This is a genomic window from Bacteroides sp. GM023 (genome assembly GCF_014750685.1).
Lineage (GTDB): Bacteria > Bacteroidota > Bacteroidia > Bacteroidales > Bacteroidaceae > Bacteroides.
In genome coordinates this window covers 460,133-482,229 of sequence record NZ_JAAXGE010000007.1, presented here as the reverse complement: position 1 = coordinate 482,229, position 22,097 = coordinate 460,133, and the positions used below count along the sequence as shown (strand labels likewise).

17 protein-coding genes are annotated in these 22,097 nt (G+C 43.4%); 5 read left to right on the top strand and 12 right to left on the bottom strand.

The window, feature by feature from the left end; translation table 11 throughout:
- Positions 1 to 133 precede the first annotated feature (133 nt).
- Positions 134 to 4,057, top strand: a complete 3,924-nt coding sequence (locus tag HC965_RS17110; RefSeq protein WP_191032594.1) for an ATP-binding protein — start codon at positions 134 to 136, stop codon at positions 4,055 to 4,057.
- 48 nt (positions 4,058 to 4,105) lie between these two features.
- On the opposite strand, the gene radC is transcribed toward HC965_RS17110, so the two are convergent.
- The 4 genes from radC to pta form a co-directional block, all read right to left on the bottom strand.
- A complete protein-coding gene (gene radC / locus HC965_RS17105; protein ID WP_191032593.1) occupies positions 4,106 to 4,801 on the bottom strand; it encodes a DNA repair protein RadC in 696 nt (231 codons plus the stop codon).
- A 273-nt stretch (positions 4,802 to 5,074) separates the two neighbouring features.
- A complete protein-coding gene (locus HC965_RS17100) occupies positions 5,075 to 6,064 on the bottom strand; it encodes a glycosyltransferase family 2 protein (RefSeq protein ID WP_191032592.1) in 990 nt (329 codons plus the stop codon).
- Positions 6,065 to 6,192: 128 nt separating this feature from the next.
- A complete protein-coding gene (locus HC965_RS17095) occupies positions 6,193 to 7,392 on the bottom strand; it encodes an acetate kinase (RefSeq protein ID WP_191032591.1) in 1,200 nt (399 codons plus the stop codon).
- 46 nt (positions 7,393 to 7,438) lie between these two features.
- Positions 7,439 to 8,458 (bottom strand): phosphate acetyltransferase, encoded by a 1,020-nt coding sequence (gene pta / locus HC965_RS17090; protein WP_191032590.1) that lies wholly within the window; start codon positions 8,456 to 8,458, stop codon positions 7,439 to 7,441.
- A gap of 197 nt (positions 8,459 to 8,655) precedes the next feature.
- Here pta and HC965_RS17085 point away from each other — a divergent pair, with 197 nt between their 5' ends.
- The 4 genes from HC965_RS17085 to HC965_RS17070 are packed head-to-tail and all read left to right on the top strand — an operon-like array spanning position 8,656 to position 11,795.
- Entirely contained in the window at positions 8,656 to 9,099 is a 444-nt protein-coding gene (locus tag HC965_RS17085; RefSeq protein ID WP_191032589.1) for a CidA/LrgA family protein, read from the top strand.
- The gene (locus HC965_RS17080; RefSeq protein WP_191032588.1) at positions 9,096 to 9,791 is read left to right on the top strand and encodes an LrgB family protein; all 696 of its coding nucleotides are present in this window, start codon (positions 9,096 to 9,098) and stop codon (positions 9,789 to 9,791) included. Before HC965_RS17085 ends, HC965_RS17080 begins: the two co-directional genes overlap by 4 nt.
- A gap of 56 nt (positions 9,792 to 9,847) precedes the next feature.
- Entirely contained in the window at positions 9,848 to 10,765 is a 918-nt protein-coding gene (locus tag HC965_RS17075; protein ID WP_191032587.1) for a DUF2156 domain-containing protein, read from the top strand.
- A gap of 13 nt (positions 10,766 to 10,778) precedes the next feature.
- Positions 10,779 to 11,795, top strand: coding sequence for a GNAT family N-acetyltransferase (locus HC965_RS17070; RefSeq protein ID WP_191032680.1), 1,017 nt, complete (start codon positions 10,779 to 10,781; stop codon positions 11,793 to 11,795).
- Between the two features lie 82 nt (positions 11,796 to 11,877).
- On the opposite strand, the gene HC965_RS17065 is transcribed toward HC965_RS17070, so the two are convergent.
- The 8 genes from HC965_RS17065 to HC965_RS17030 form a co-directional block, all read right to left on the bottom strand.
- Entirely contained in the window at positions 11,878 to 13,011 is a 1,134-nt protein-coding gene (locus tag HC965_RS17065) for a glycoside hydrolase family 88 protein (RefSeq protein ID WP_191032586.1), read from the bottom strand.
- Positions 13,012 to 13,015: 4 nt separating this feature from the next.
- On the bottom strand, positions 13,016 to 14,311 hold the full coding sequence (locus HC965_RS17060) for a BNR repeat-containing protein (RefSeq protein ID WP_191032585.1): 1,296 nt from the start codon (positions 14,309 to 14,311) through the stop codon (positions 13,016 to 13,018).
- 14 nt (positions 14,312 to 14,325) lie between these two features.
- A complete protein-coding gene (locus tag HC965_RS17055) occupies positions 14,326 to 15,348 on the bottom strand; it encodes a glycoside hydrolase family 43 protein (protein WP_191032584.1) in 1,023 nt (340 codons plus the stop codon).
- A 30-nt stretch (positions 15,349 to 15,378) separates the two neighbouring features.
- Complete coding sequence (locus tag HC965_RS17050; RefSeq protein WP_191032583.1) at positions 15,379 to 16,635, bottom strand: DUF2264 domain-containing protein; 1,257 nt, start codon at positions 16,633 to 16,635, stop codon at positions 15,379 to 15,381.
- Between the two features lie 124 nt (positions 16,636 to 16,759).
- Positions 16,760 to 17,914, bottom strand: a complete 1,155-nt coding sequence (locus tag HC965_RS17045) for a glycoside hydrolase family 43 protein (protein WP_191032582.1) — start codon at positions 17,912 to 17,914, stop codon at positions 16,760 to 16,762.
- A gap of 94 nt (positions 17,915 to 18,008) precedes the next feature.
- The gene (locus HC965_RS17040; RefSeq protein ID WP_223854928.1) at positions 18,009 to 19,472 is read right to left on the bottom strand and encodes a family 16 glycosylhydrolase; all 1,464 of its coding nucleotides are present in this window, start codon (positions 19,470 to 19,472) and stop codon (positions 18,009 to 18,011) included.
- 19 nt (positions 19,473 to 19,491) lie between these two features.
- Complete coding sequence (locus HC965_RS17035; protein WP_191032581.1) at positions 19,492 to 20,388, bottom strand: discoidin domain-containing protein; 897 nt, start codon at positions 20,386 to 20,388, stop codon at positions 19,492 to 19,494.
- A gap of 37 nt (positions 20,389 to 20,425) precedes the next feature.
- Positions 20,426 to 22,093, bottom strand: coding sequence for a RagB/SusD family nutrient uptake outer membrane protein (locus HC965_RS17030; protein WP_191032580.1), 1,668 nt, complete (start codon positions 22,091 to 22,093; stop codon positions 20,426 to 20,428).
- Positions 22,094 to 22,097 lie beyond the last annotated feature (4 nt).

The window sequence follows — 22,097 nt, the reverse complement described above, 5'->3', positions numbered from 1 at the left end:
ACGTCATCTGTCTTTTTTTGGATACCATCAGGATGATTTTGAGAACCAACTGATATTTTTTTGGAATCATTCCTTTCGTTTTAGCGGAAATAGTCATACTTTTGTTTCAGCAAGACCTTTAATACTACAATGAATGAGAAGAACCAACCAGGCTAAACACATATTCTTTCTGCTAACCTTCTTGGTAATAAGCATCCTTCCGGCAACAGGCAATCATTTTGATTTCAAACAGATCGGCTCGCAAAACGGAATGCCTTCTATCATCAACTGTATCTATACGGAACAGAAAGGTTTTATTTGGATAGGTACTCCCAAAGGACTTATCAGGTTTGACGGAGAAGAACTGAAAAGGTATACTTCGGAACCGGACAACGACAGTTCCCTGCCCGGCGACAGTATCCTGCAAATTATCGAAGACGGGCAACAGGCTACCTGGATATTAACCACAAGGGGGATTGCACGTTATTCACTTATTCACGATAATTTCTATATTCCCAAGCAAAACAACCGTCCGGTCGTGGCATATTCCGTATGTAAGACAGAGGACGGTCTCCTGTTCGGTGGTATCAACCAGCTCTATAAGTATTCCTATACCGACAATGAACTTTCCCTTGTACAGGAGTTCAAGACGGAAAAACCATTTATTATACGTTCCGTACAACTTTGGAAGTCGGATATTGTGCTTTGTCTCAACTGGCAGAAAGGAATCGTGCAGATGAACCGGAAGACTCGTGAAATCACTCCGTTTCCTTTCGAATTCGGAGATAGTAATGTAGATATGATGGTCGATTCCCAACAGCGGATATGGCTGGCAACTTACAATGACGGTATCAAATGTTTCTCAAAAGAGGGAAAACTGATAGCAAATTACAATACTCAGAACTCCAGTCTAAGCAGTGACATTGTATTATGTATGACCGATTTCAACGGGAAAATATGGATGGGAACGGACGGTGGCGGTATCAATATCCTGAATCCCGAGAATGGGAATATTACCGTATTGGAGCATATTTCGGGCGATACGCACTCGCTTCCTACCAATACGATTCTTTGCCTGCACGGTGACTCTGCCAATAATATGTGGGCGGGAAGCAAGCGGGAAGGGCTTATCAATATCCGCGAGGTATCCATGCGAACTTATTCGAATGTCGTATTGGGATATGATAAAGGGTTGAGCCAGAATACTGTTCTGCATTTATATCAGGAACCTTCTTCCGAAGAGCTGTGGATAGCGACGGATGGCGGTGGCATCAATAAGTTCACGCCTTCCACGGGAACATTCAGGCATTATCCGGATACGTGGGGGGACAAGGTTGTTTCTATCAGTGGATTTACGCCTAATGAGTTGCTGGTTTCCATATTCTCCAAAGGTATCTTTATCTTCGACAAGCGCTCTGGCCGGAAAAGGATTTTTCCTATCACCAGTCCTTCGTTGGAGAGGAACATACGGTACAGTGGTCAGCCGGTCAATCTTTATCAGGATCTTCCGAACTCGGTATTATTGCTGAGTTCTCCACCGTACCGGTATGATATTTCCACCCGGAAGTTGGAACCTGTCTCCTGTGCAAAAGACATCAATATAAAAGGTATGCTTTGTGCCATCACGCATGATGCGACAACTACGTATATGAATGATCCGTATCATATCTACAGTCTGAATCGCACGACCAATACGATGGAAATACTTACGAGAGCGCCCAAAGGGATTTATCTCAATGCTGTTTCACGCGATGACAAGGGGCTGTTTTGGATTGCCAGCAATCGCGGGCTTTATGTGTATCATCCGGATACGCGTGAATTTGAACAGATTCCGACTTCTTTATTTAATGAGGTGAATACGGTTCTCTGTGATGATAAAGGAAAGGTGTGGATAGGAGCCGAACAAAAGTTGTTCGCCTGGCTTACCGATGCCAAACGTTTTGTCCTGTTTGGGGAGACTGACGGTATCTCGCCCAACGAATATCTCTCCAAGCCCCGCCTTATATCGGGAAAAGGGAATATTTATATGGGGGGTATTAAAGGATTATTATGCATCAACGCAGATACTAAAATAGAAAAGAGTGCGGACTCTCCCGAAATTCGTCTTGCCGAACTGACCGTCAACGGAGAAAACAGAATGTATCAGTTGAAGCAAGATAGAATATCTGTTCCCTGGAACAGCAAGAATATCAAAATCCGTGTGATGACTTATGGGGCGGATATTCTTCGTCTCAAAGTGTATCGTTTTCAGATGAATGATTTCGACGCGGAAAGTTATAATCCTGAGCTGGTCATTCCTTCCCTCGCACCGGGAACTTATCCTATCATGGTGAGTTGCAACACGCAAGAGGGTAATCAGACTCCACCGCAACTGTTATTCACATTGACTGTTTCTCCGCCCTGGTACAGAACCTGGTGGTTTATTTCTCTTTGTATCGTTTGTGTGATCGGACTTGTGACGCAGTTTATCTTTATCCTGCTCCGACGGAAGGAGAACAAGATGAAGTGGATTGTGAAAGAACACGAGCAGCAGGTGTACGAAGAGAAAGTACGTTTCCTTATCAATATCAGCCATGAGCTAAGAACTCCGCTGACTTTGATATATGCTCCGTTGAGCCGTATATTAAAGACGCTTCATCCGTCAGACAGTAATTATCTGCCGCTGAAGAATATACATAAGCAAACCCAACGCATGAAAGACCTTATCAACATGGTACTGGATGTGCGCAAAATGGAAGTCGGTGAAACGAAACTGAAACTTCAGTCTTACCAACTGAATCCGTGGATTAAAGAAACAGGAGCCGATTTCGTTGATGAGGGTACTGCCAAGCAGGTTCAATTTGTTTATGAGCTTGATGATAGTATAGATTATGTTGTATTTGACAAGGATATGTGTACCATCGTCGTCACCAACTTGTTGACAAATGCTTTGAAACATAGCCCGGAGAACACGACTATCACTATCCGGACGCATAGAGAAGAATCTTATGTACGTATATCCGTATCCGACCAGGGAGAGGGTTTGAAAGATACAGAGTTAGAGAAAGTATTTGTACGCTTTTATCAGGGAGATCGTGAAATGGGTGGAAGCGGTATCGGGCTTTCATATGCCAAAATGTTGGTGGAGCTACACAAAGGGCAAATTGGAGCTATAAATAATGAGGATAAAGGGGCTACTTTCTTTTTCTATTTACCGCTGGCGCAAGAAGCCGGTGACATAATCTGTCAGCCCAAGCCTTATATAAATGAACTGATTGCCCCGGAAATCAATGATGATATAAAGACTCCTGAAGTCCATGATTTCTCGACCAGTAACTACACGCTGCTATTTGTAGACGATAACCGGAATCTGACCGATTTCTTCTCTAAAGAATTGAAGGACTTATTCAAAAGTATCTATATAGCGTATGATGGCGAAGAGGCTTTAGAGATAGCCCGGAAGCAAATCCCGGATATTATAGTAAGCGACGTCATGATGCCGCGAATGAATGGTTACGACTTATGCAGGGCTGTAAAAGAAGATATCAGTATCAGCCATATCCCCGTTGTATTGCTGACTGCACGAAATGACGAACAGAGCCGGCAATATGGTTATAAGATTGGAGCTGACGCATATCTGGGAAAGCCTTTCGAAGTAGATTCACTAATAAAAATCATACAAAACCGTTTGTATAACCGCGAACAGACCAAGGAGCATTATCAACATGTAGGTATTTTCCCTCAACCATTGGAAAGCACTTTCAGTCAGGCGGATGAAGCTTTCTTGCTAAAGTTCAATACGCTCATATCTGAGAATATTAGTAACCCTGCACTGGACATTCCTTTCATCTGCAAAGAAATAGGAATGAGCAAGACTTCGCTTTACAACAAGCTAAAGGCTATTACTGATATGGGAGCAAACGACTATATCAATAAGTACCGTATGGAGCAAGCTATTGTCCTGGTGAAAACAACAGACCTTACATTTACCGAAATATCCGACCAGGTGGGATTCACCACTCTTCGCTATTTCAGTACTGCATTCAAACAGTATACAGGTATGACACCTACTCAATATAAAAATGAATGTAGGAAGTAAGGGGGGGGCTATTTATCTACTTATTCCTTTATCCCATACTGTGTTTATTCAGAGCAAGCCTTCGTCTGCAAAACTGAAAAAGCCGTCTTCACAAACAATGACATGGTCTATCAAATGAATATTCATAGTATCTGCTGCCTGGCGGATATGTTCAGTTAATGTTTTATCCGGTTGACTGGGATGAATATTTCCCGAAGGATGATTGTGGACTACGGCTATTTGTGTAGCCCGTTGCAAGAGTGCTTCCCGAAGAATAGTACGTACATCTGTATATGTTCCGTCTATTCCACCGGTACTTATGCGGACTTTATCTATCAGTTTCGTTGCCTGATTGAGTAATAAAACCCAAAACTCTTCCTGTTCAAGGTCACACATTAGAGGTTGAAAAATGTCATAGATATCTTTTGAGCAAGTGATGCGAAGCCTTTCTTTTGTACTTTGCAGCTTTCTCCGCTTTCCCAGTTCCAAAGCGGCCATGACCGTAATGCTCTTTGCAGGCCCCATACCCTTGAAACGAGAAAAGTCACAAACTTCCCATTTAGCCAAAGAATTAAGATTATTATCACAATCCAGGAGTAAGCGTCGCATCAGTTCAACAGCACTTTCTTCCGTATTTCCGGAGCCGATTAATATAGCGAGTAGTTCGGCATCGCTCAATGCTGCTGCTCCCTTCTCCATCATTTTCTCCCGTGGGCGGTCTTCCAGTGCCCATTGGTTGATGGATAACTTGTGTTTGTTTTCCATTTTCTATGTTTTGAGAGTGTAAAGGTAGCCTTATTTTATTTAATGATAGAGGTTATGGAAAAGAATATAAAATGCCTAGTTCGTTTCCATATAGAGAAACGCCAGTTTCCATACTGGGGAACGCGCGTGTCCTCGTATGGAAACGACAGTATCTAAGGCGGGAAACTAGCGTTTCCTTACATGGAAATTACAGGAAACTCTAAGAGATTAAATTTCAAGTATATAAGTATTCCAGTCCATAACTGTACAGATACAAATCAGAAGCATACGAACTTATTTATAGAAGTTCTTTTGAAATGCTTCAAACTCATCTTTCCCTCTGATACAGCGTTGCCACCATGCACGCCAAAAGCCTGTACCGTAGCCGATAAGTTGAATAAATGCGGCAGCAATGGAGTATATTCCAATACTCAAACTCTTATTTTGAATCGTGGAATCTATGCAGACCAGCAATGCGTAAAGAAGAATTGGCGTGATACTAAATACGCAAAACGGCGTTCCCAATAATAAAATAGCTACTCCTAATGTGAATACTGCCGGAAGCAGATGTACCAGCTTCAGCGAATCAGGGTACTTCTTGTAAAGGTTGATACGGGCAATACCGGAATTATGAACCTGTTTGAAGAATTTCTTCAAATCAGTCCTCCGTTTGTGATATACCCATGCGTCAGGGAAAAGACGACAGGTATAACCACTTTTGAAAATACGAATACTGAAATCAATATCTTCACCAAAACGCATCTTTGAGAATCCTCCCAAAGCTTCATACACCGCCCGTCGCACTCCCATATTGAAGCTGCGGGGGTAGAATTTATCCATTTTCTTCTTCCCGCCACGAATACCACCTGTAGTGAAGAAGGAAGTCATGGAGTAGTTGATTGCTTTCTGAATATCGGTAAAGGAATCATGTGCACGGTCAGGGCCGCCAAAAGCATCTGCAGGAGATAATACTAGTTCTTTCTCTACTGCATCAAAATATCCTTCGGGAAGAATTACATCTGAATCTAATATAATAAGGTACTCTCCTTCGCTACGCTCCGCCCCGTAATTACGACTTTGTCCCGGTCCGGAATTAGGCTTAAAGAAGTATTTTATATCCAACCGATTGGTATATCGGTCTACCACTTCTTTGCAGGGAATAGATGAACCATCTTCTACAACAATCACTTCAAAATCTTTAAAGTGTTGTGCGGTGAGGCTTTGCAATAATTCGTCCACTTCATCGGGACGGTTATAAACAGGGATTATGACGGAGTAACGCATATCAATCGGTTATGACTCTATTTCAGAATACAAAGTAAGGCAAAAAAAATGAAACTCATTAAAGATAAGATACAAAAAAGGCGGCTTCGTTTCCGAGCCGCCTTTTTCTATAGATTAAGAGTATATGCTTATTTACTCAAAATATCCAATGTATCCGATGCAATCAACAGTTCTTCGTCTGTCGGGATCACTACTACTTTCACTTTGGAAGCAGGAGTAGAAATGATAGCTTCTTCACCACGAATCTTCGCATTCACATCGCTATCAAGTTCGATGCCCATGTATTCCATATCCTTACAAACTTCACGACGGCATTCGAACTGGTTTTCACCAACACCACCTGTGAACAAAACGATATCTACACCACCCAGTGCAGCAGCGTAAGCGCCGATATATTTCTTGATGCGGTAGTAGTACATTTTTTCTGCGAGGATTGCTTTCTCATTGCCGGCAGCACAAGCAGCCAATAGTTCGCGCATATCGCTTGATACACCGGAGATACCCAGTACACCGCTCTTCTTGTTCAGCAGGTTGGAAACACCGGTTGTGTTCAAGCCTTCTTTGTCCATGATGAATGTCACTGCACCGGCGTCGATGTCACCGCTACGGGTACCCATCATCAAACCTTCCAGCGGAGTCAAGCCCATAGTAGTGTCGATACATTTGCCATCTTTGATAGCAGCGATAGAACCACCATTACCGATGTGGCAAGTGATAATTTTCTTTCCTTCAGGATTAACACCCAGGAATTCGCATACACGTTTTGATACGTAACGATGAGAAGTTCCGTGGAAGCCGTAACGACGTACACCATATTTCTCGTACAATTCGTAAGGAATAGCATACATATATGCATAATCCGGCATTGTCTGATGGAAAGCCGTATCAAAAACACCTATCTGTGGAATGTTCGGAAGAATAGCAGAAACTGCATTCACACCTTTCAGGTTAGCAGGGTTGTGAAGCGGAGCCAAGTCATTGCAAGCTGCAAAAGCTTCCAACACTTCCTTGTTCAGCAATACAGATTCGCTGAAACGTTCGCCTCCGTGTACCATACGGTGACCTACCGCATTGATTTCATCCAAAGACTTGATTGCACCATATTCAGGGCTAATCAATGTATTCAGGATAAATTCCACACCTACTGTATGTTCAGGAATATCTTTTTCCAGGATTTTCTTTTCGCCGTTCGGCAAAGTCAGTTTCAGGAATGAACCTTTCAGGCCGATTTTTTCGATACCACCTTGAGCAATTACCTCTTTAGTGGTCATATCGAACAATTTATATTTAATAGATGAACTTCCGCAGTTCAAAACTAAAATTTTCATGTTGTTGTCGATTTAATACTTAATACTTTATATCTAATACTTGTACTTATTTGTTTGCTTTTGCAGCAATAGACTGATTGGCTGTGATGGCAATCATGCGATATACATCTTCGATAGAGCAACCGCGAGACAGGTCGTTTACCGGGCAGGCGATACCTTGAAGGATCGGGCCGATAGCGTCAGCGTGTCCCAGGCGTTGAACTAATTTATAAGAGATGTTACCTACTTCCAGACTCGGAACAATCAGTACGTTTGCCTGTCCGGCTACATCTGAGCCCGGAGCTTTGCTTGCACCCACTTCAGGAACAAGAGCAGCATCTGCTTGCAGTTCGCCATCCAAATCAAGAGTCGGAGCCATTTCTTTGGCAATCTTAGTAGCTTCTACCACTTTGTCTACCACTTCGTGTTTAGCAGAACCTTTGGTAGAGAAGCTCAACATAGCTACTTTCGGATTTTCGATACCGGCAACAGCCTTAGCTGTCTGAGCTGTGCAAACAGCAATCTGCGCCAACTGGTTAGCATCCGGAACCGGAGTTACGGCTACGTCACCCATTACCAGAATTCCATTCTTTCCGTATTCGGGAGCATGAGTCAACAGCAACATGGCACCTGATACACAAGTGATGCCCGGAGATGTCTTGATAATCTGCAAAGCAGGGCGCAATACATTACCGGTAGTGTTGCGTGCACCAGCCAACTGACCGTCAGCATCGCCACTCTTCATCATTAAACAACCAAAGAACAAAGGGTCATTCGTCAATTTGCGGGCTTCTTCGATCGTCATTCCTTTCTTCTTACGAAGTTCACACAGCAACTGTGCATACTCTTCGTGTTTCGGGGAAGTCTCCGGGTCGATGATAGTCGCTTTACCGATATTTCCCAAGCCCCATTTTACAGCGAGTTCGATAATTTCAGCCGGTTTACCTAATAAGATAAGGTCGGCAACTTCGTCTGTCAAAATCATATTGGCAGCTTTTAATGTGCGTTCTTCTGTTCCTTCAGGAAGAACAATACGTTGGCGATTTGCTTTCGCGCGTTCAACGATTTGGTTGATTAAATTGAGCATAGATATATTGAATAATATTATAAAACCTACTTACGATTTGTAATTTGCGGTGCAAAAGTAGTCAATTTTGCAATATCCACATTACAATTTCGTCCATATTTTGCTTCCAAGTCTAAAATATTATAATATTTAACACTGTACTCCTATTTTTCATACCTTTGCAGCGTTTTCAAACAAAATCAATAGGTAATTAGTATATGATACGTCAGTGCGCCATTTTATTTGGCTGTTTGGCTTTGGGTGAATTAATAGTTTATCTTACGGGTATCAAGCTCCCCTCCAGCATCATCGGTATGCTGCTGCTCACCCTCTTTTTGAAATTAGGTTGGATTAAACTGCATTGGGTACAGGGATTGTCCGACTTTCTCGTGGCTAACTTAGGATTCTTTTTTGTTCCGCCCGGTGTGGCACTTATGTTATACTTCGATGTTATTGCGGCTGAATTCTGGCCGATAGTGATAGCAACAATCGTTAGTACCGCCCTTGTGCTGGTAGTAACGGGATGGGTTCATCAGATTGTCCGCAAGTTCAGACTGGCGCGTCAGATTAAGCTGGCACGCAAACTGCATCTTTCAGATTTCCATCTGCCGGAGAAACTTCACCGTAGAGACAAGACCAACTTAACTAATAAAGAAAAATGAGCTTCTTAGAAAATGACTTCTTCCTGTTGGCTATTACCTTCGGGATTTTCTTCTTTGCCAAATTGCTTCAGAAGAAAACAGGGCTAGTGTTACTTAACCCGATATTACTGACCATCGCCGTCCTTATCATCTTCCTTAAAATGACTAATATCTCTTATGAGACTTATAATAAAGGAGGACATCTTATCGAATTTTGGCTGCGTCCGGCTGTTGTTGCCTTGGGCGTACCTTTATATCTTCAGTTGGAAATGATTAAGAAACAGTTATTACCGATTCTCTTGTCGCAACTGGCCGGCTGTATCGTCGGAGTCATTTCGGTAGTGCTGATTGCGAAGTTTATGGGGGCTTCACAAGAAGTAATCCTATCCCTCGCTCCGAAATCAGTGACTACCCCGATTGCGATGGAAGTAACGAAAGCCATCGGCGGTATTCCATCACTGACAGCGGCAGTTGTAGTGGCAGTCGGATTATTGGGAGCAATCTGTGGTTTCAAGACAATGCAGATTATGCGCGTAGGCAGTCCTATCGCCCAAGGGCTTTCTATGGGAACGGCCGCCCATGCTGTCGGAACCTCGACTGCGATGGATGTCAGCAGTAAATATGGAGCATATGCCAGCCTGGGATTAACGCTGAACGGAATATTCACCGCATTGCTGACACCTACTATCCTTCGATTATTAGGTATTCTGTAAAAACAAAATCGCCTGATTTTCCGTTATATAAAGAGTTAAACGCAAAACGCAATCTTATGATTCCATTTAAAGATATCACATTAGCAGATAAAGACACGATTACCTCATTTACAATGAAAAGTGAGCGACGTAACTGCGACCTGTCATTCTCCAATCTTTGTAGCTGGAGATTCTTATATGATACTCAATTTGCAGTAATCGACAACTTTTTAGTATTCAAATTCTGGGCAGGAGAACGACTAGCCTACATGATGCCTGTGGGAACCGGCGACCTGAAAGCCGTGTTGAAAGAGTTGATAGAAGATGCCGCCAAAGAGAACCAGCCATTTTGTATGCTGGGAGTATGCAGTAATATGCGTGCCGACCTCGAAGCTATTCTTCCCGGACAGTTCACTTTCACGGAAGACCGTGATTATGCAGATTACATTTATCTGCGGAGTGACCTTTCTACTTTAAAAGGCAAGAAGTTCCAGGCGAAAAGGAATCATATCAACCGATTCCGTAATACATACCCGGATTATGAATATACACCGATTACTCCCGACCGTATTCAGGAATGTCTGGATTTGGAAGCCGAATGGTGTAAAGTGAATAATTGCGACCAACAGGAGGGAACGGGCAACGAACGCCGTGCCTTGATTTATGCCCTTCATAACTTCGAAGCTCTCGGACTGACTGGTGGTATCCTTCATGTGAATGGCAAAATCGTTGCATTCACTTTCGGTATGCCTATCAATCACGAGACATTCGGCGTGCATGTAGAAAAAGCGGATACGAGCATCGATGGCGCGTATGCCATGATTAATTATGAATTTGCGAACCGGATTCCCGAACAGTATATTTATATCAACCGGGAAGAGGATTTAGGTATTGAAGGCTTACGGAAAGCCAAACTTTCTTATCAACCGGTGACGATTCTTGAAAAATATATGGCTTGTCTGAAGACTCATCCGATGGATATGGTTAAATGGTAATTTCTCAGTGAATATGATAATAAAGGAACAAGTAAAAGCTTTATGGAAAATCTGCTTCGAAGATAGTGAAGAGTTTGTTGATATGTACTTCAGACTACGCTACAAAACCGAAGTGAACGTTGCTATCCAAAGTGGTGACGAGGTCATTTCTGCGCTTCAAATGCTCCCCTATCCCATGACTTTCTGTGGAGAAACGGTGCAGACTTCCTATATTTCAGGAGCCTGCACGCATCCTGACTTCCGAAGCAAGGGAGTCATGCGCGAGCTTTTATCCCAATCATTTGCGCGAATGTTACGGAACGGAGTACATTTCAGTACGTTGATACCGGCAGAGCCATGGCTATTCGATTATTATAAACATATGGGGTATGCTTCTGTTTTCCAGTATTCGGTCAAGGAGATTACTTTACCGGAATTTATCCCTTCCAAAGAAATTAATGTCGATGTTGTTTCTGAACTTCAGAATGAGACCTATTCATATTTGAATAAGAAGCTGTCCGAACGTCCTTGTTGTATTCAACACACCTTAGAGGATTTTCAGGTTATCATGGCAGACCTTCCTATCAGTGGCGGAAACGTCTTTGTAGCCAAACGAGCAAACGAAATAAGAGGAATAGCCATTATATACAGGGGAGAAAGCCGCATCATCATCAATGAACTTTTGGCAGAGGATAAGGATGCAGAGCATAGTCTGCTGCATGCCATCAAACAACATACCGGATGTAACCGCATGACTCAACTGTTACCTTCCGATGAGAAACTGCCTCAACATTCACTAGGGATGGCACGGATTATCAATGCCAAAGAAGTTTTGCAGATTTATGCTTCAGCCTATCCTGAAGATGAGATGCAATTGGAAGTATCAGATAAGCAGTTATCGGTGAATAATGGTTATTATTATCTGTCGAAAGGTAAGTGCAGATATAGTAACGAACGGATGCCCGGCACACATATTTCAATGAATATAAGTGAATTGACAGAGAGAATCCTCAAGAAGTTAAATCCATATATGAGTTTGATGCTGAATTAAAGCACGGATTACACGGATTTCACGTTGCTTGATATAACTGTATTTCCAAAAGCCGTGAAATCCGTGTAATCCGTGCCTTAAACTATTTATTCAAACAACGTACACGCTCACAGGCAGCCAACAAAAATGCTCCCACACCAAAGTTTGAAGTAGAGTTTGCATCTACTACCTGACCGGGTATCGCTTTCTCACCAATCGGCTGCACATAACCAATCTTTCCATCGGGTTGTAAAGCAACCGTTGACAGGTATTTCCATGCTTTTTCAACTACGGGCTGGTATTGTTCGGAGTTAAGCAAGCCATTGTTTATGCCCCACTGCAAACCATAGGCAAAGAAAGCGGTTCCACTGGTTTCCGGTCCCGGCGCATGTTCCGGGTCAAGCATACTGCGAGTCCAGTAACCTTCCTGTTGCTGACAGGCAGCAACAGACTTTGCCAGGGTACAGAAACGATCTGTATATTCCTTACGATACTTATCTGTTTCAGGAAGCTCCTTTAGTACTTTAGCCAATCCTGCCAATACCCAACCGTCTCCACGTGCCCAAAAATCTTTTTTACCGTTCACGCTTTTGTGCTTGGGATATACGTATTTACCGTCCCGATAGTAAAGTCCGGCTTCTTCATCATACATGATACTGTCGGCGTAAGTAAGATATTCGTGCAGTTTCTCCAGGTAAAGCGGATTCTTCGTGATGTTATACATCTTTGTCATTACAGGCATTACCATATACAAGCCATCTGCCCACCACCAATAATCATGGTTAGGGGTACTCATCTGATATTCCATCACTTCACGGGCACGGGCTATCTTTTGTGTATCCGGTTCTAAATTGTACAAATCGGCATACGTCTGGAAACAAATCTGATAATCTCCGAAAAGTACATAGTCGTCACTTTCCCCATAACTATACTTCCAACTGGTCTTGTCGTCCGATTTGGCACCTTTCCATTGGTTGTGTTCCGACCAACCTTTCGAATATTCCAAATATTCAGACTTTTCGGTCAGGAAATAGGCTTCCATATTCCCGGTATGATAGGCGGCATTGTCCCAAAAAGAACGTCCGTGTTCAGGGTGATTTGTCTGCCAATACCCATTCACCTTATGAATTATCTCTATCACTTCTTCCGAAGAATCGGTTTTCTTGTCCGCACAGCTTGCGCAGACCATACCGCCCAGGAGAAAAACCGAAAAAAGAGTTACGTATAAATTCTTCATATCTTTATTTATTTGTATTCATATCCATTTCCAACACATACACCATTTGAGGTTCAATCTCTGCGATACGTTCGCCATCCCCCTGGCGAGTGTGCTGCACAAATAGATGCAGTTTTCGTTGTTTCTTCCAAAGTTCTGTGTCGTGTGACGGTTCCCAGGCATCTACCGAAAAGTCGGTTAAATCCGTTATCGTCCACTTGCCGATGCCGACATCGGCAGCGTGAGCCATTGAGACACGGCTTCCCCGTTCTTCATCACGGAAAATATAAAAAACTTCTCCACCCTCTACGACAATACGCGGACGGGCGATAGGAATCATCTTCGTGCCACCGCCTTTCAAGCTAAAAGGTGTTTTGCGGTCGGTTACCTGACGGTGATGCCATACTTTTCCATCATTCCATACAATACGATATTGCGGTACGTCACTGTCGGGAGCTCTCCAATACGTAGCTATATAAGGATTCCCACCCGCATCGGCACTCATACTCGTTTGATTTATCAATTCGCAGTTCTGCGGCAGACGGCAAGCGTATTCCGCATTCGAAAGTTTAATCGGGAGTTCACATTGCTCCCCACTGGATTTGTACCAAGTCACTCCATTATCAAACGAACGGGCATAACAAATATCGTGATTTGTCTCTACATGCCAGGTTTCACGCCATACCCATGAAAGATGGATAGTCCCTTGTTCATCAACGTATAACTGCCAATAGGCGTTTCGCTTATTTTCTCCGTCAATCAGTACATCCTGCACACGAGCCCACTTCTGTTCTTTCAATGAGTAACGGTTCATTATCAGGTTGCCACGACCGGAAGAGCCGGAACGGTAGGCAAACAATAAATCTCCGCCCGCCAAAGGATAGAATTCGGGATAAGTAACATTTCCTTCATCTACTCCGGTCATTGGTATTTTATCTCCCAATTCCAAAGAACCGGGAGCAATACTACGGCAATAATTCAGTTTATGACCGTGATGGTCAAAAGAAACGTGCACATAGCCTCCTCCGTCCACCATCATACTGATGATATTATGGCCGTCTTTTACATTTCCCTGGTATTGGGTACGATGCAGCGTCCATTGTCCGGAGTCCAGTTTGCGTTTTCCCAGTGTCAGATAACCGTCAGCATCATAATAGCTGATGTACTGCTCATCTCCATGGGTAACCAGGGAATTATTACGGAATACCGCAGTGTTGACTGAAGTACAGCTATACCCCTTCCCCACTTCCACCAAATGTTGGGAGTAGCATAACACAGGAACCAGCATAATCCCGCAAAGTAGTAGCAATATCCGTTTCATGCTTGTATTCTTTATTATTTATCGAAAAAGGAAAGATTCCATTTCTCCTGCCAGGGGATAGTAATTTTTCCGTCTTTTATCAATACAGGCAACCATACATAGCGGGAGTCTTCCAAATCTTTCTTTTTCCAACGGTCGAACAGAGCGATATATGCATCCTTCTTCCCTGCAACTGGTTGCACATAAGTACTCTGTGCATAAAATGTCTTATCCGCATCCGGCCCGGTACATGGGTCTCCGATAGTTTTCCACGTACCCATAATAGAATCAGCGACTGCTATCTCAGCCACATTCGGGTCCCAGCCTGTACAGCCGGAACTGAGCATATAATATTTACCGTTATATTTGAATACTGCCGGAGCCTCACGGGATTCTTTCACGAAATTACGTGTAAAGCGTCCGCTAGGTTTCAGATAGTCGTCAGTCAACAGGCTGATATACATGGTTTCATTGTTCTCTGAAGAATAGAATTGATAGGCACGACCATCATCATCTACAAAAACAGTCTGGTCACGGCTCATTGCATCGTTAGGACGGAAACTTCCCTGATAGATGAACGGTCCGACAGGAGAATCGGCAACAGCAACTCCGGCACAAGCCTTACTGTAATCGGCACTTTCCACATGCGCCCACATTACGAACTTGCCCGTTTTCTTATTATAAACCACTTTCGGACGTTCCAATACTTTGGACGGATGCAGGTCATGATTCGGGTCATCTTTTACTGCCGGAAGTACAATCCCTTCAAATTTCCAGTTCAGCAAGTCTTTGGAAGAGTAGCAACCTACTCCGGTCACATCTGTACGGTAACATTCCCAGGTAGCCCATTCGGGCAAGATGGTTTTTCCTTTTTTGTATTCACCATACCAATAATAGGTACCATCGTGATAAAGAAGTCCGCCGCCATGAGCGTTAATCGGATTTCCATCGGTATCTTTCCACACTTCTCCGGGAATAAAGTTCGTGTTCTTCTGAGCCTGCACAGATATTGGAAGCAAGCCTATGCAAGCTACAAACAGTAATAATAGTCTAGTCATATATAATCAATATTTGTTGGTTAATTCATTTTAATGATAAGCATGGTCTTTCGGAAAGTCATTCCCTTCCCAGGCTTTTTTACTTGTCCAGTCTTCGGCAGGAGATGTCCAGAAAGGATGATCAGCCGGAAGTCCGAGCGGCAGGAAAGCAAGTGATGCCATATATAAGCTACCATTATTTGTATACCAGTCGGATATATTCGGTTGCTTGCCATTGAAACCTAAAGTAAGAAATCCTTTCTCATTGAAATTACGGTCATCACCAAACATTCGCTTAATAACTGCTGTCATGGCTGCACGTACTTGTCCATTTGGCAATTCCTTGGGTAACCATTCTCTCCATGCCAGTAATGCTAAAGGCTGCAAAGTTCCTGTACGATAGGTAATAGAACGACCAAAAACAGGGAGCGTCCCTTCTGGAGAGATGAACCGTTCCAAAATCATTCCGAAACGTTGCATCCGTTTTACTGCACGGTTGTAATCACAGTCCGGCATATTCCATACTTTATTCTTTCCGCCATTAGTCATTATTTCCAATGGTTCTATATACATGGGATGCAGGACAAAGCTATTATAATAGTCGAAAGCAAAGTCCTTTCCGTCTGAATACCAGCCATCACCGACATACCATTCTTCCACTTTACGCAACGCCGAAGCTATGCGGTAAGTATCACTTGGCGCACCCGCTTTCCGCAAAAAGGCTTCTACGGTAGCAGAGAACAATAACCAATTCGTATAAGGAGGATCTACCCGACGAAGCTGTGTAAACTCGGTAATATAACGTTGTTTTGTCACGCTGTCCAACGGAACCCATAAAGCGTCATATCCTCTTATGAAACTTTCCGCGATATAAGCGGCATCTACCAAGGTTTGCCCTTCCTTTCTCCACAACAAATAATCGGGACTTTCCGGGTCGACAGCCTGCGCATAACTCTTGAGCGCCCATTCACGCAGTTGTTTCCGCTGGATACCTTCGGATGTATCATCATCCGGCAATGAAATCCAGGGAGCCAGTCCTGCCATCAGACGTCCGAAACATTCCATATAAGTAACCCTTTTATTTCTTCCGTCCCATGTCGGGCTTAACTCTACCAACATATTTTCCTGTAGCTTGCCTTCACTCATATTACTAAGCACCGGTTCAGCCATACGATACATCACTCCCGCCCATAACTCACGGTCGGTCGGTTCTTTCACTTGTTTCTTCTTTTTTGCCGACAGGTCTTGTGACGGTATCATCAAGATTGCCATAAGCAATAGTAGTACGCAATGTCTATTCAAGTTCATGATATTATTATAGGTTTTTCGTTTACAAAGATAGTTCATACTCATAAAAACAACGTCCAAATTTGTGTCAAAAAAGGGATACAAAAAGACCAAATTTCATACAGACACAGTTATATATACGAAATTAATAAGGTTTCCACCTATCAACCCATTCTATAAAAGGTATTCCTTTTTCATTAAATTGAATAGGCAGCCAGATGTAACGTGAATCCGATAAACTCTCCGGACGCCAGCTATCTGCCATAAAAACAAACCGGTCTTCCTTCCCTTGCAAAGGGAGGATATAGGTGCTCTGTCCCCCGAACGTCTTATCCGCTTTCTCTCCGACACATGGATTCGGAAGTTGTTTCCATTCTCCAAGAATCGAAGTAGCAGTTAATAACCGGGCTTTATTAGGCTCCCACCCCGTACAACCGGAAGTTATCATCCAGTACGTCCCGTCTTTCTTGAAAATAGCGGGGGCTTCATTATGTCCGCCGGGAAAAATGCGTATATACCTGCCTGTATGGCCGAGATAATCATCAGACAATTCGGCAATCTGCAATGTCAGGTTATCTTCCGAAGAATAAATATGATAGCCTTTCCCGTCATCATCTACAAACAAGGTCATATCCCGGGACATCTGCCCGCCTTCCATATCTCTTTTCAAGAACAATCCCTTTTCAATGGCACTATACCATTCCGGGGTCCACCATTCCTTATATTCAGAAAAGTCCCATTCGATTTCCTGCTCCTCAGTGCCCATATTCAACGGATAGATACCCGGATTGACACGACCGGAACGGATAAACCGGTAAGGTCCGGCAGGAGAATCACTAATTGCCACCGCAGCCCGTGCAGGTTCATATCCCTTACCTTTCAATTCTAAATGAAACCACATTACAAACTTTCCGGTTTTCTCATTATATATCACTTTCGGGCGTTCCATGATACATCCTTTTTCAATATCATGCCCCTCTTCACCGGAGACACCCAAAGCAATTCCTTCGTATTTCCAGTCGCATAAGTCCACTGAAGAATAACAGTTAATTCCCTTCTCTGTTACAAAACCGGATGCAGGGCGGTTTTCACCAAACCAGTAATATTTTCCTTCATGGAATATAAGCCCGCCACCATGTGCATTAATGGTATCTCCATTCATGTCTCTCCACACTTCGCCGGAAATGATACCTTTATCTCCATCCGCAACCAAGCCACAACCCTGAACAGAAATGCCGAACAATACGCCTAGAGCAAGGAATATGTACACGAGTCTTTTTTTATAGTCTTGTTTCAACATAATCATATGATTTTCATCATTGCAAAATAACAGTTATCCCGTATTATTCAAAGATTCCGAAAAGGGTTTGATAATACGGGACAAGCTGAAATTACTATTTCTGATAAATCCGTACGTAGTCAACGCAATATTCTAATGGAAATTTTGCTTGAATAGGTCGCCCATTAATACCACCAATCGCAAGATTCAGCATCATCAGTTGACCGAACCCATTAAAATCATTTGAATAGGGGTTGATATATCCACCGTCTCCCGCACCATGGTCACCTTTATTAACGGTTGTGCTTAAATCCGTCTCATTCAATAAAAAATCATCCAAATAAATACGGATATACTTCTCATCCCAATCCATTCGCCAAATATGATATTTATTTGCCCATTCAGAGTCGGCAGAAGTAAATTGGGTAATCGGATAGTTCTTCGAGTTCCACGTACCGCTCCAACGGGCAGAACCTCCCCAACACAGGTTGGCATGAATCTTTTCCTTATAAAATTCCAAGATATCAATTTCTCCACCCAACGGCCATTCATACCAGTTGCCTGTAGACCAGATAGCAGGCCAGGCTCCTTGCTCAACAGGTATTTTAGCACGCACTTCTATCCTTCCATATTTAAAGGCATAATCACCTTTCGCAACGATACAGGAAGACGTGTATTCCGCATATTCACGAGTCTGTTTCCATGCATTTCCGCCTGTTGCTCCCGCATTGTAATTAGGATTCTTCACACGTTCCTCTTTGGCTGTAAACACCAAGGCACCTTTATTCATCCTGGCATTGTCCGACTGATACCACTGATCTTCTTCATTACGCTGGAAACCTTCTTCAAAACGCCACATATCAGGATTAGGAATACCTATGCCATTAAATTCATCATGCCACAATAGCTTATATCCGCCCGTTAGCGTATGATCGTCAGGCACACCTTCCGTATCCGGCTCATATTCGGGACCGGACGGTATCACCTCCGGCACATATGTCACAGTAAAGAAGAACATCATCGTATTCGTCTTATCGTTTATAGTATAAGAGGATGAATCCTTGATTTTCAACGGTAGCACAAAGTTAGCGCTCGCTTTACGTTCGTTTACCAACGTAGTCAAATCCGCTTGATAAACAATCAATTCCACCTTATCTGATTCTGACTTTCCGGCAGACAACTCCATCTTATCCGATGAAAGAATGTAATAGTCCGCAGGCAGGAGTTCCGCATTGGCATATACGGCGTAGATACCTCCTTCGTCTGCCCGGGCTGTCGCTTTGGTTAACGTGTCCGCATCGACTGTCAAACCTACTACAACATCTTTTTCCGCTTTCCTATTTTGGTATAAGGCAAGGCTCAAATCATAGGAGAAATCGACAATTACCGAATCCGAATCAAAGACACTCTTTATATTACACTGGCTACCGTCCCATATTTCCCGAGCTTGTTTCAGTCCCAGCAAATTCAAGTCCAGATTCCCATTGTAACTGAAATCCTTGTCATCGTCACAGCCATACAGACCGTTGACGCTAGCCGCCACCATACAGGCGACCATCCATATCTTATTCCTTTTCATTATTACGTTTTATTTTAAATTAATCCAAAGAAACAGTTTCGGGGTCATAGATATCGACCTCCGCATCATAAAAAACAATCTCCCCGATGTGGAAATAGTTTTTGCTTTGTGAGCTCGTCGTTACGTTGAAACGGAAATGCTTGAACTTCTTGCCCGGCATTATAAATTCCGTAGCATACCGCGTCTTGCGTACAGCCGGCAATCCGCTTAAAGCAGAGACCGTTTCCCAATTTGCTCCATCATTGCTAATCTGTAGTTCGGCAGATGTCGGATACCCATCCGAATTACTGGTATCACGTGTGTAATACTCAAACGCAAAGTTCTCATGCTCTTCATTAAAATCTATTTGTATATAATGAGGCAACGGCGCTTGCGGAGAATGCCAGTTGGTATGAAAAAAAGAACTTGACCCTGTGTCACCATCTATCAAATACTTAAAGATACCTTCGGAAGCATCGGGATAGTTACAGGAAAGTTGCTCTACCGTCAGGTTCACCTTCGTACGGGACACTTCCGTATTCACAGCCGGAGCAGCTCCCGAAGCGGCTTTTATCTCCGTCACCGCACTTCCCTGATTGGCGGCATTAAATGTTTGGAAGAAGAACGAATAATCTCCGAATCGTGCACGGGTATTGTCTATCAATAATTCAGATGTTCCGTTGGAAGCAACCAGATAGATTTCCTTCTTTTGCAAAGGGTCATAATACTTTATCTTCAGATACTCATAAGCTCCTTCGACAGGCTCCCAGGACAGGTTAATCTGTCCGGGCAACGCTTGCGAGCTAACAGTGGACGGAGCAATGGCAACAGGTGCAGCCGTACTTCCCACGACCTCAAAGGTTTCAAGTTTATCATCACACCCCGCCATGCAAACAAGTAAGCCGGCCGCAATTATATATTTAAAATTCAATTTCATAGTTTCTCTTTTTAATGAATTAAACACGTATGTTCTTTTACCAACCTGTATTTTGAGTCAGATTTGTATTCTTCCGTATCTCAGAATCAGGTATCGGATAGAAATACATCTTATCCTCCCAAACCAACGACTTCGTTGTTTTGGTGTAAGTCAATGTCTGGTTGACATTCAAGGTAATTCCCATTCGTGAAATACTGGTGATGCCTCCTTCTTTCCAACGGCGAATATCCCAGAAACGATGACCTTCAAATGCAAGTTCCACCATACGTTCTTTTTTATAGCGAGTCCAAAAGTCAGCATTACTCATTCCTGACGGAAATTCCGGCATATTCACTCCCGTACGTTTACGTATTTTGTTGACTGCATCGCGTGCCGACATGTCAAATTCACCGGATGTAGCGTCCGCAGAACCCAGATACTTGAATACCGTTTCCGCATAATTCAGGTAAAATTCTCCCAAGCGGAAAGTTATCCAACTATGGCGTTTACCACCGGTGCCATCGCTATCGCTGATGTCGATGGAGCTATCCAGGTATTTTTTCAGATAGTAACCGGTCGGAGTCGCATACGAAATAGGCAGTCCGTTTCTTCCTCCGTAGTAAATTTCCAATGGATAAGGATTGGCATCAGGCCACTTATCCCCGTTCACCGCAATCGTCATTCCCATACGCGGGTCTCTTCCTTCATATGGATTACTTGGGTCAGGGCTACTGCCGTCTTGCATTTCATAAGCATCTACCAACGTTTGTGTGGGGCAATTACCGGAATTGGCATTTTCCATACCAATCGGAAAATTATACCATTCGGGACTGTTCATATCTCCAAGACGGCGTGCAAATATCACTTCCGAAGCCTTATAATTGTCAGTTCCCCACAAAGCGGTATACGCTCCTAAGGTGATTTCATTCTCGTTGCAATAATCAATCACAGCTTTGGTAGCCGTTGCAGCTTCTTTCCAAAGTGTTTTATCTTCACTTTCGTTGAATAGTTTGCTGGCACGATAAAGCAATGTACGGGCTTTCAGCGCCAAAGCTACTCCACGCGTCACGCGTCCTGTTTCGGGATTATCGGTACCACCGGCAGCATCGTTATCCAGACCGGAATATTTCACCGGAAGTTTAACAGCCACCAAGTCACATTCTTTCACGATAAAGTCGAAAATCTCCGAAGCAGGTGTACGGGTGATAGAATTGGCTTCCGCTTCGGTTAGCACTTCCGTAGTGAAAGGAACATCTCCATAGGCACGAACCAACAAGAAGTAGTAGTAAGCACGCAACAGGCGGACTTCATACGGATAGCGGTTGTACCGGTTCATCTGCGACTGATAATCTATCTGAAAACGCAAGTCGTAAAAGTCCAGGTCGGTTCCTTCTTTCAGGAAATAGTTTATCTCACGGATAGCATTGTAGTATCCCCATTGCGATTTGGGATTCAAGGCACTCCAGTTGCCGTTCGTGTAGTCCAGCACCGAAGAGTAGGTAAGCGCCATCTCGGCCTCATCACAAGCGGACGCCAAAGACACAAGGCCCGGCAAATCAGCATCCAGGTAGGAATAGATATTATTCACGAATCCGGCGGTACGGCCGAAGTCAGAAAAAACATATTCCTTATCATAAGTAGTATATTCGTGGTAGTCCATCTTATCAGCACAGGCCGACAAAGCTGCCACACAAACTATACCAAGACATATATTCTTTAATTTCATATCG

What these genes read in the sequence shown, in the direction of transcription:
- HC965_RS17110 (WP_191032594.1), top strand. Translation starts at nt 134, where the DNA reads ATGAGAAGAACCAACCAGGCTAAACACATATTCTTTCTGCTAACCTTC.
- radC (WP_191032593.1), bottom strand. Translation starts at nt 4,801, where the DNA reads ATGGAAAACAAACACAAGTTATCCATCAACCAATGGGCACTGGAAGAC.
- HC965_RS17100 (WP_191032592.1), bottom strand. Translation starts at nt 6,064, where the DNA reads ATGCGTTACTCCGTCATAATCCCTGTTTATAACCGTCCCGATGAAGTG.
- HC965_RS17095 (WP_191032591.1), bottom strand. Translation starts at nt 7,392, where the DNA reads ATGAAAATTTTAGTTTTGAACTGCGGAAGTTCATCTATTAAATATAAA.
- pta (WP_191032590.1), bottom strand. Translation starts at nt 8,458, where the DNA reads ATGCTCAATTTAATCAACCAAATCGTTGAACGCGCGAAAGCAAATCGC.
- HC965_RS17085 (WP_191032589.1), top strand. Translation starts at nt 8,656, where the DNA reads ATGATACGTCAGTGCGCCATTTTATTTGGCTGTTTGGCTTTGGGTGAA.
- HC965_RS17080 (WP_191032588.1), top strand. Translation starts at nt 9,096, where the DNA reads ATGAGCTTCTTAGAAAATGACTTCTTCCTGTTGGCTATTACCTTCGGG.
- HC965_RS17075 (WP_191032587.1), top strand. Translation starts at nt 9,848, where the DNA reads ATGATTCCATTTAAAGATATCACATTAGCAGATAAAGACACGATTACC.
- HC965_RS17070 (WP_191032680.1), top strand. Translation starts at nt 10,779, where the DNA reads ATGATAATAAAGGAACAAGTAAAAGCTTTATGGAAAATCTGCTTCGAA.
- HC965_RS17065 (WP_191032586.1), bottom strand. Translation starts at nt 13,011, where the DNA reads ATGAAGAATTTATACGTAACTCTTTTTTCGGTTTTTCTCCTGGGCGGT.
- HC965_RS17060 (WP_191032585.1), bottom strand. Translation starts at nt 14,311, where the DNA reads ATGAAACGGATATTGCTACTACTTTGCGGGATTATGCTGGTTCCTGTG.
- HC965_RS17055 (WP_191032584.1), bottom strand. Translation starts at nt 15,348, where the DNA reads ATGACTAGACTATTATTACTGTTTGTAGCTTGCATAGGCTTGCTTCCA.
- HC965_RS17050 (WP_191032583.1), bottom strand. Translation starts at nt 16,635, where the DNA reads ATGAACTTGAATAGACATTGCGTACTACTATTGCTTATGGCAATCTTG.
- HC965_RS17045 (WP_191032582.1), bottom strand. Translation starts at nt 17,914, where the DNA reads ATGTTGAAACAAGACTATAAAAAAAGACTCGTGTACATATTCCTTGCT.
- HC965_RS17040 (WP_223854928.1), bottom strand. Translation starts at nt 19,472, where the DNA reads ATGAAAAGGAATAAGATATGGATGGTCGCCTGTATGGTGGCGGCTAGC.
- HC965_RS17035 (WP_191032581.1), bottom strand. Translation starts at nt 20,388, where the DNA reads ATGAAATTGAATTTTAAATATATAATTGCGGCCGGCTTACTTGTTTGC.
- HC965_RS17030 (WP_191032580.1), bottom strand. Translation starts at nt 22,093, where the DNA reads ATGAAATTAAAGAATATATGTCTTGGTATAGTTTGTGTGGCAGCTTTG.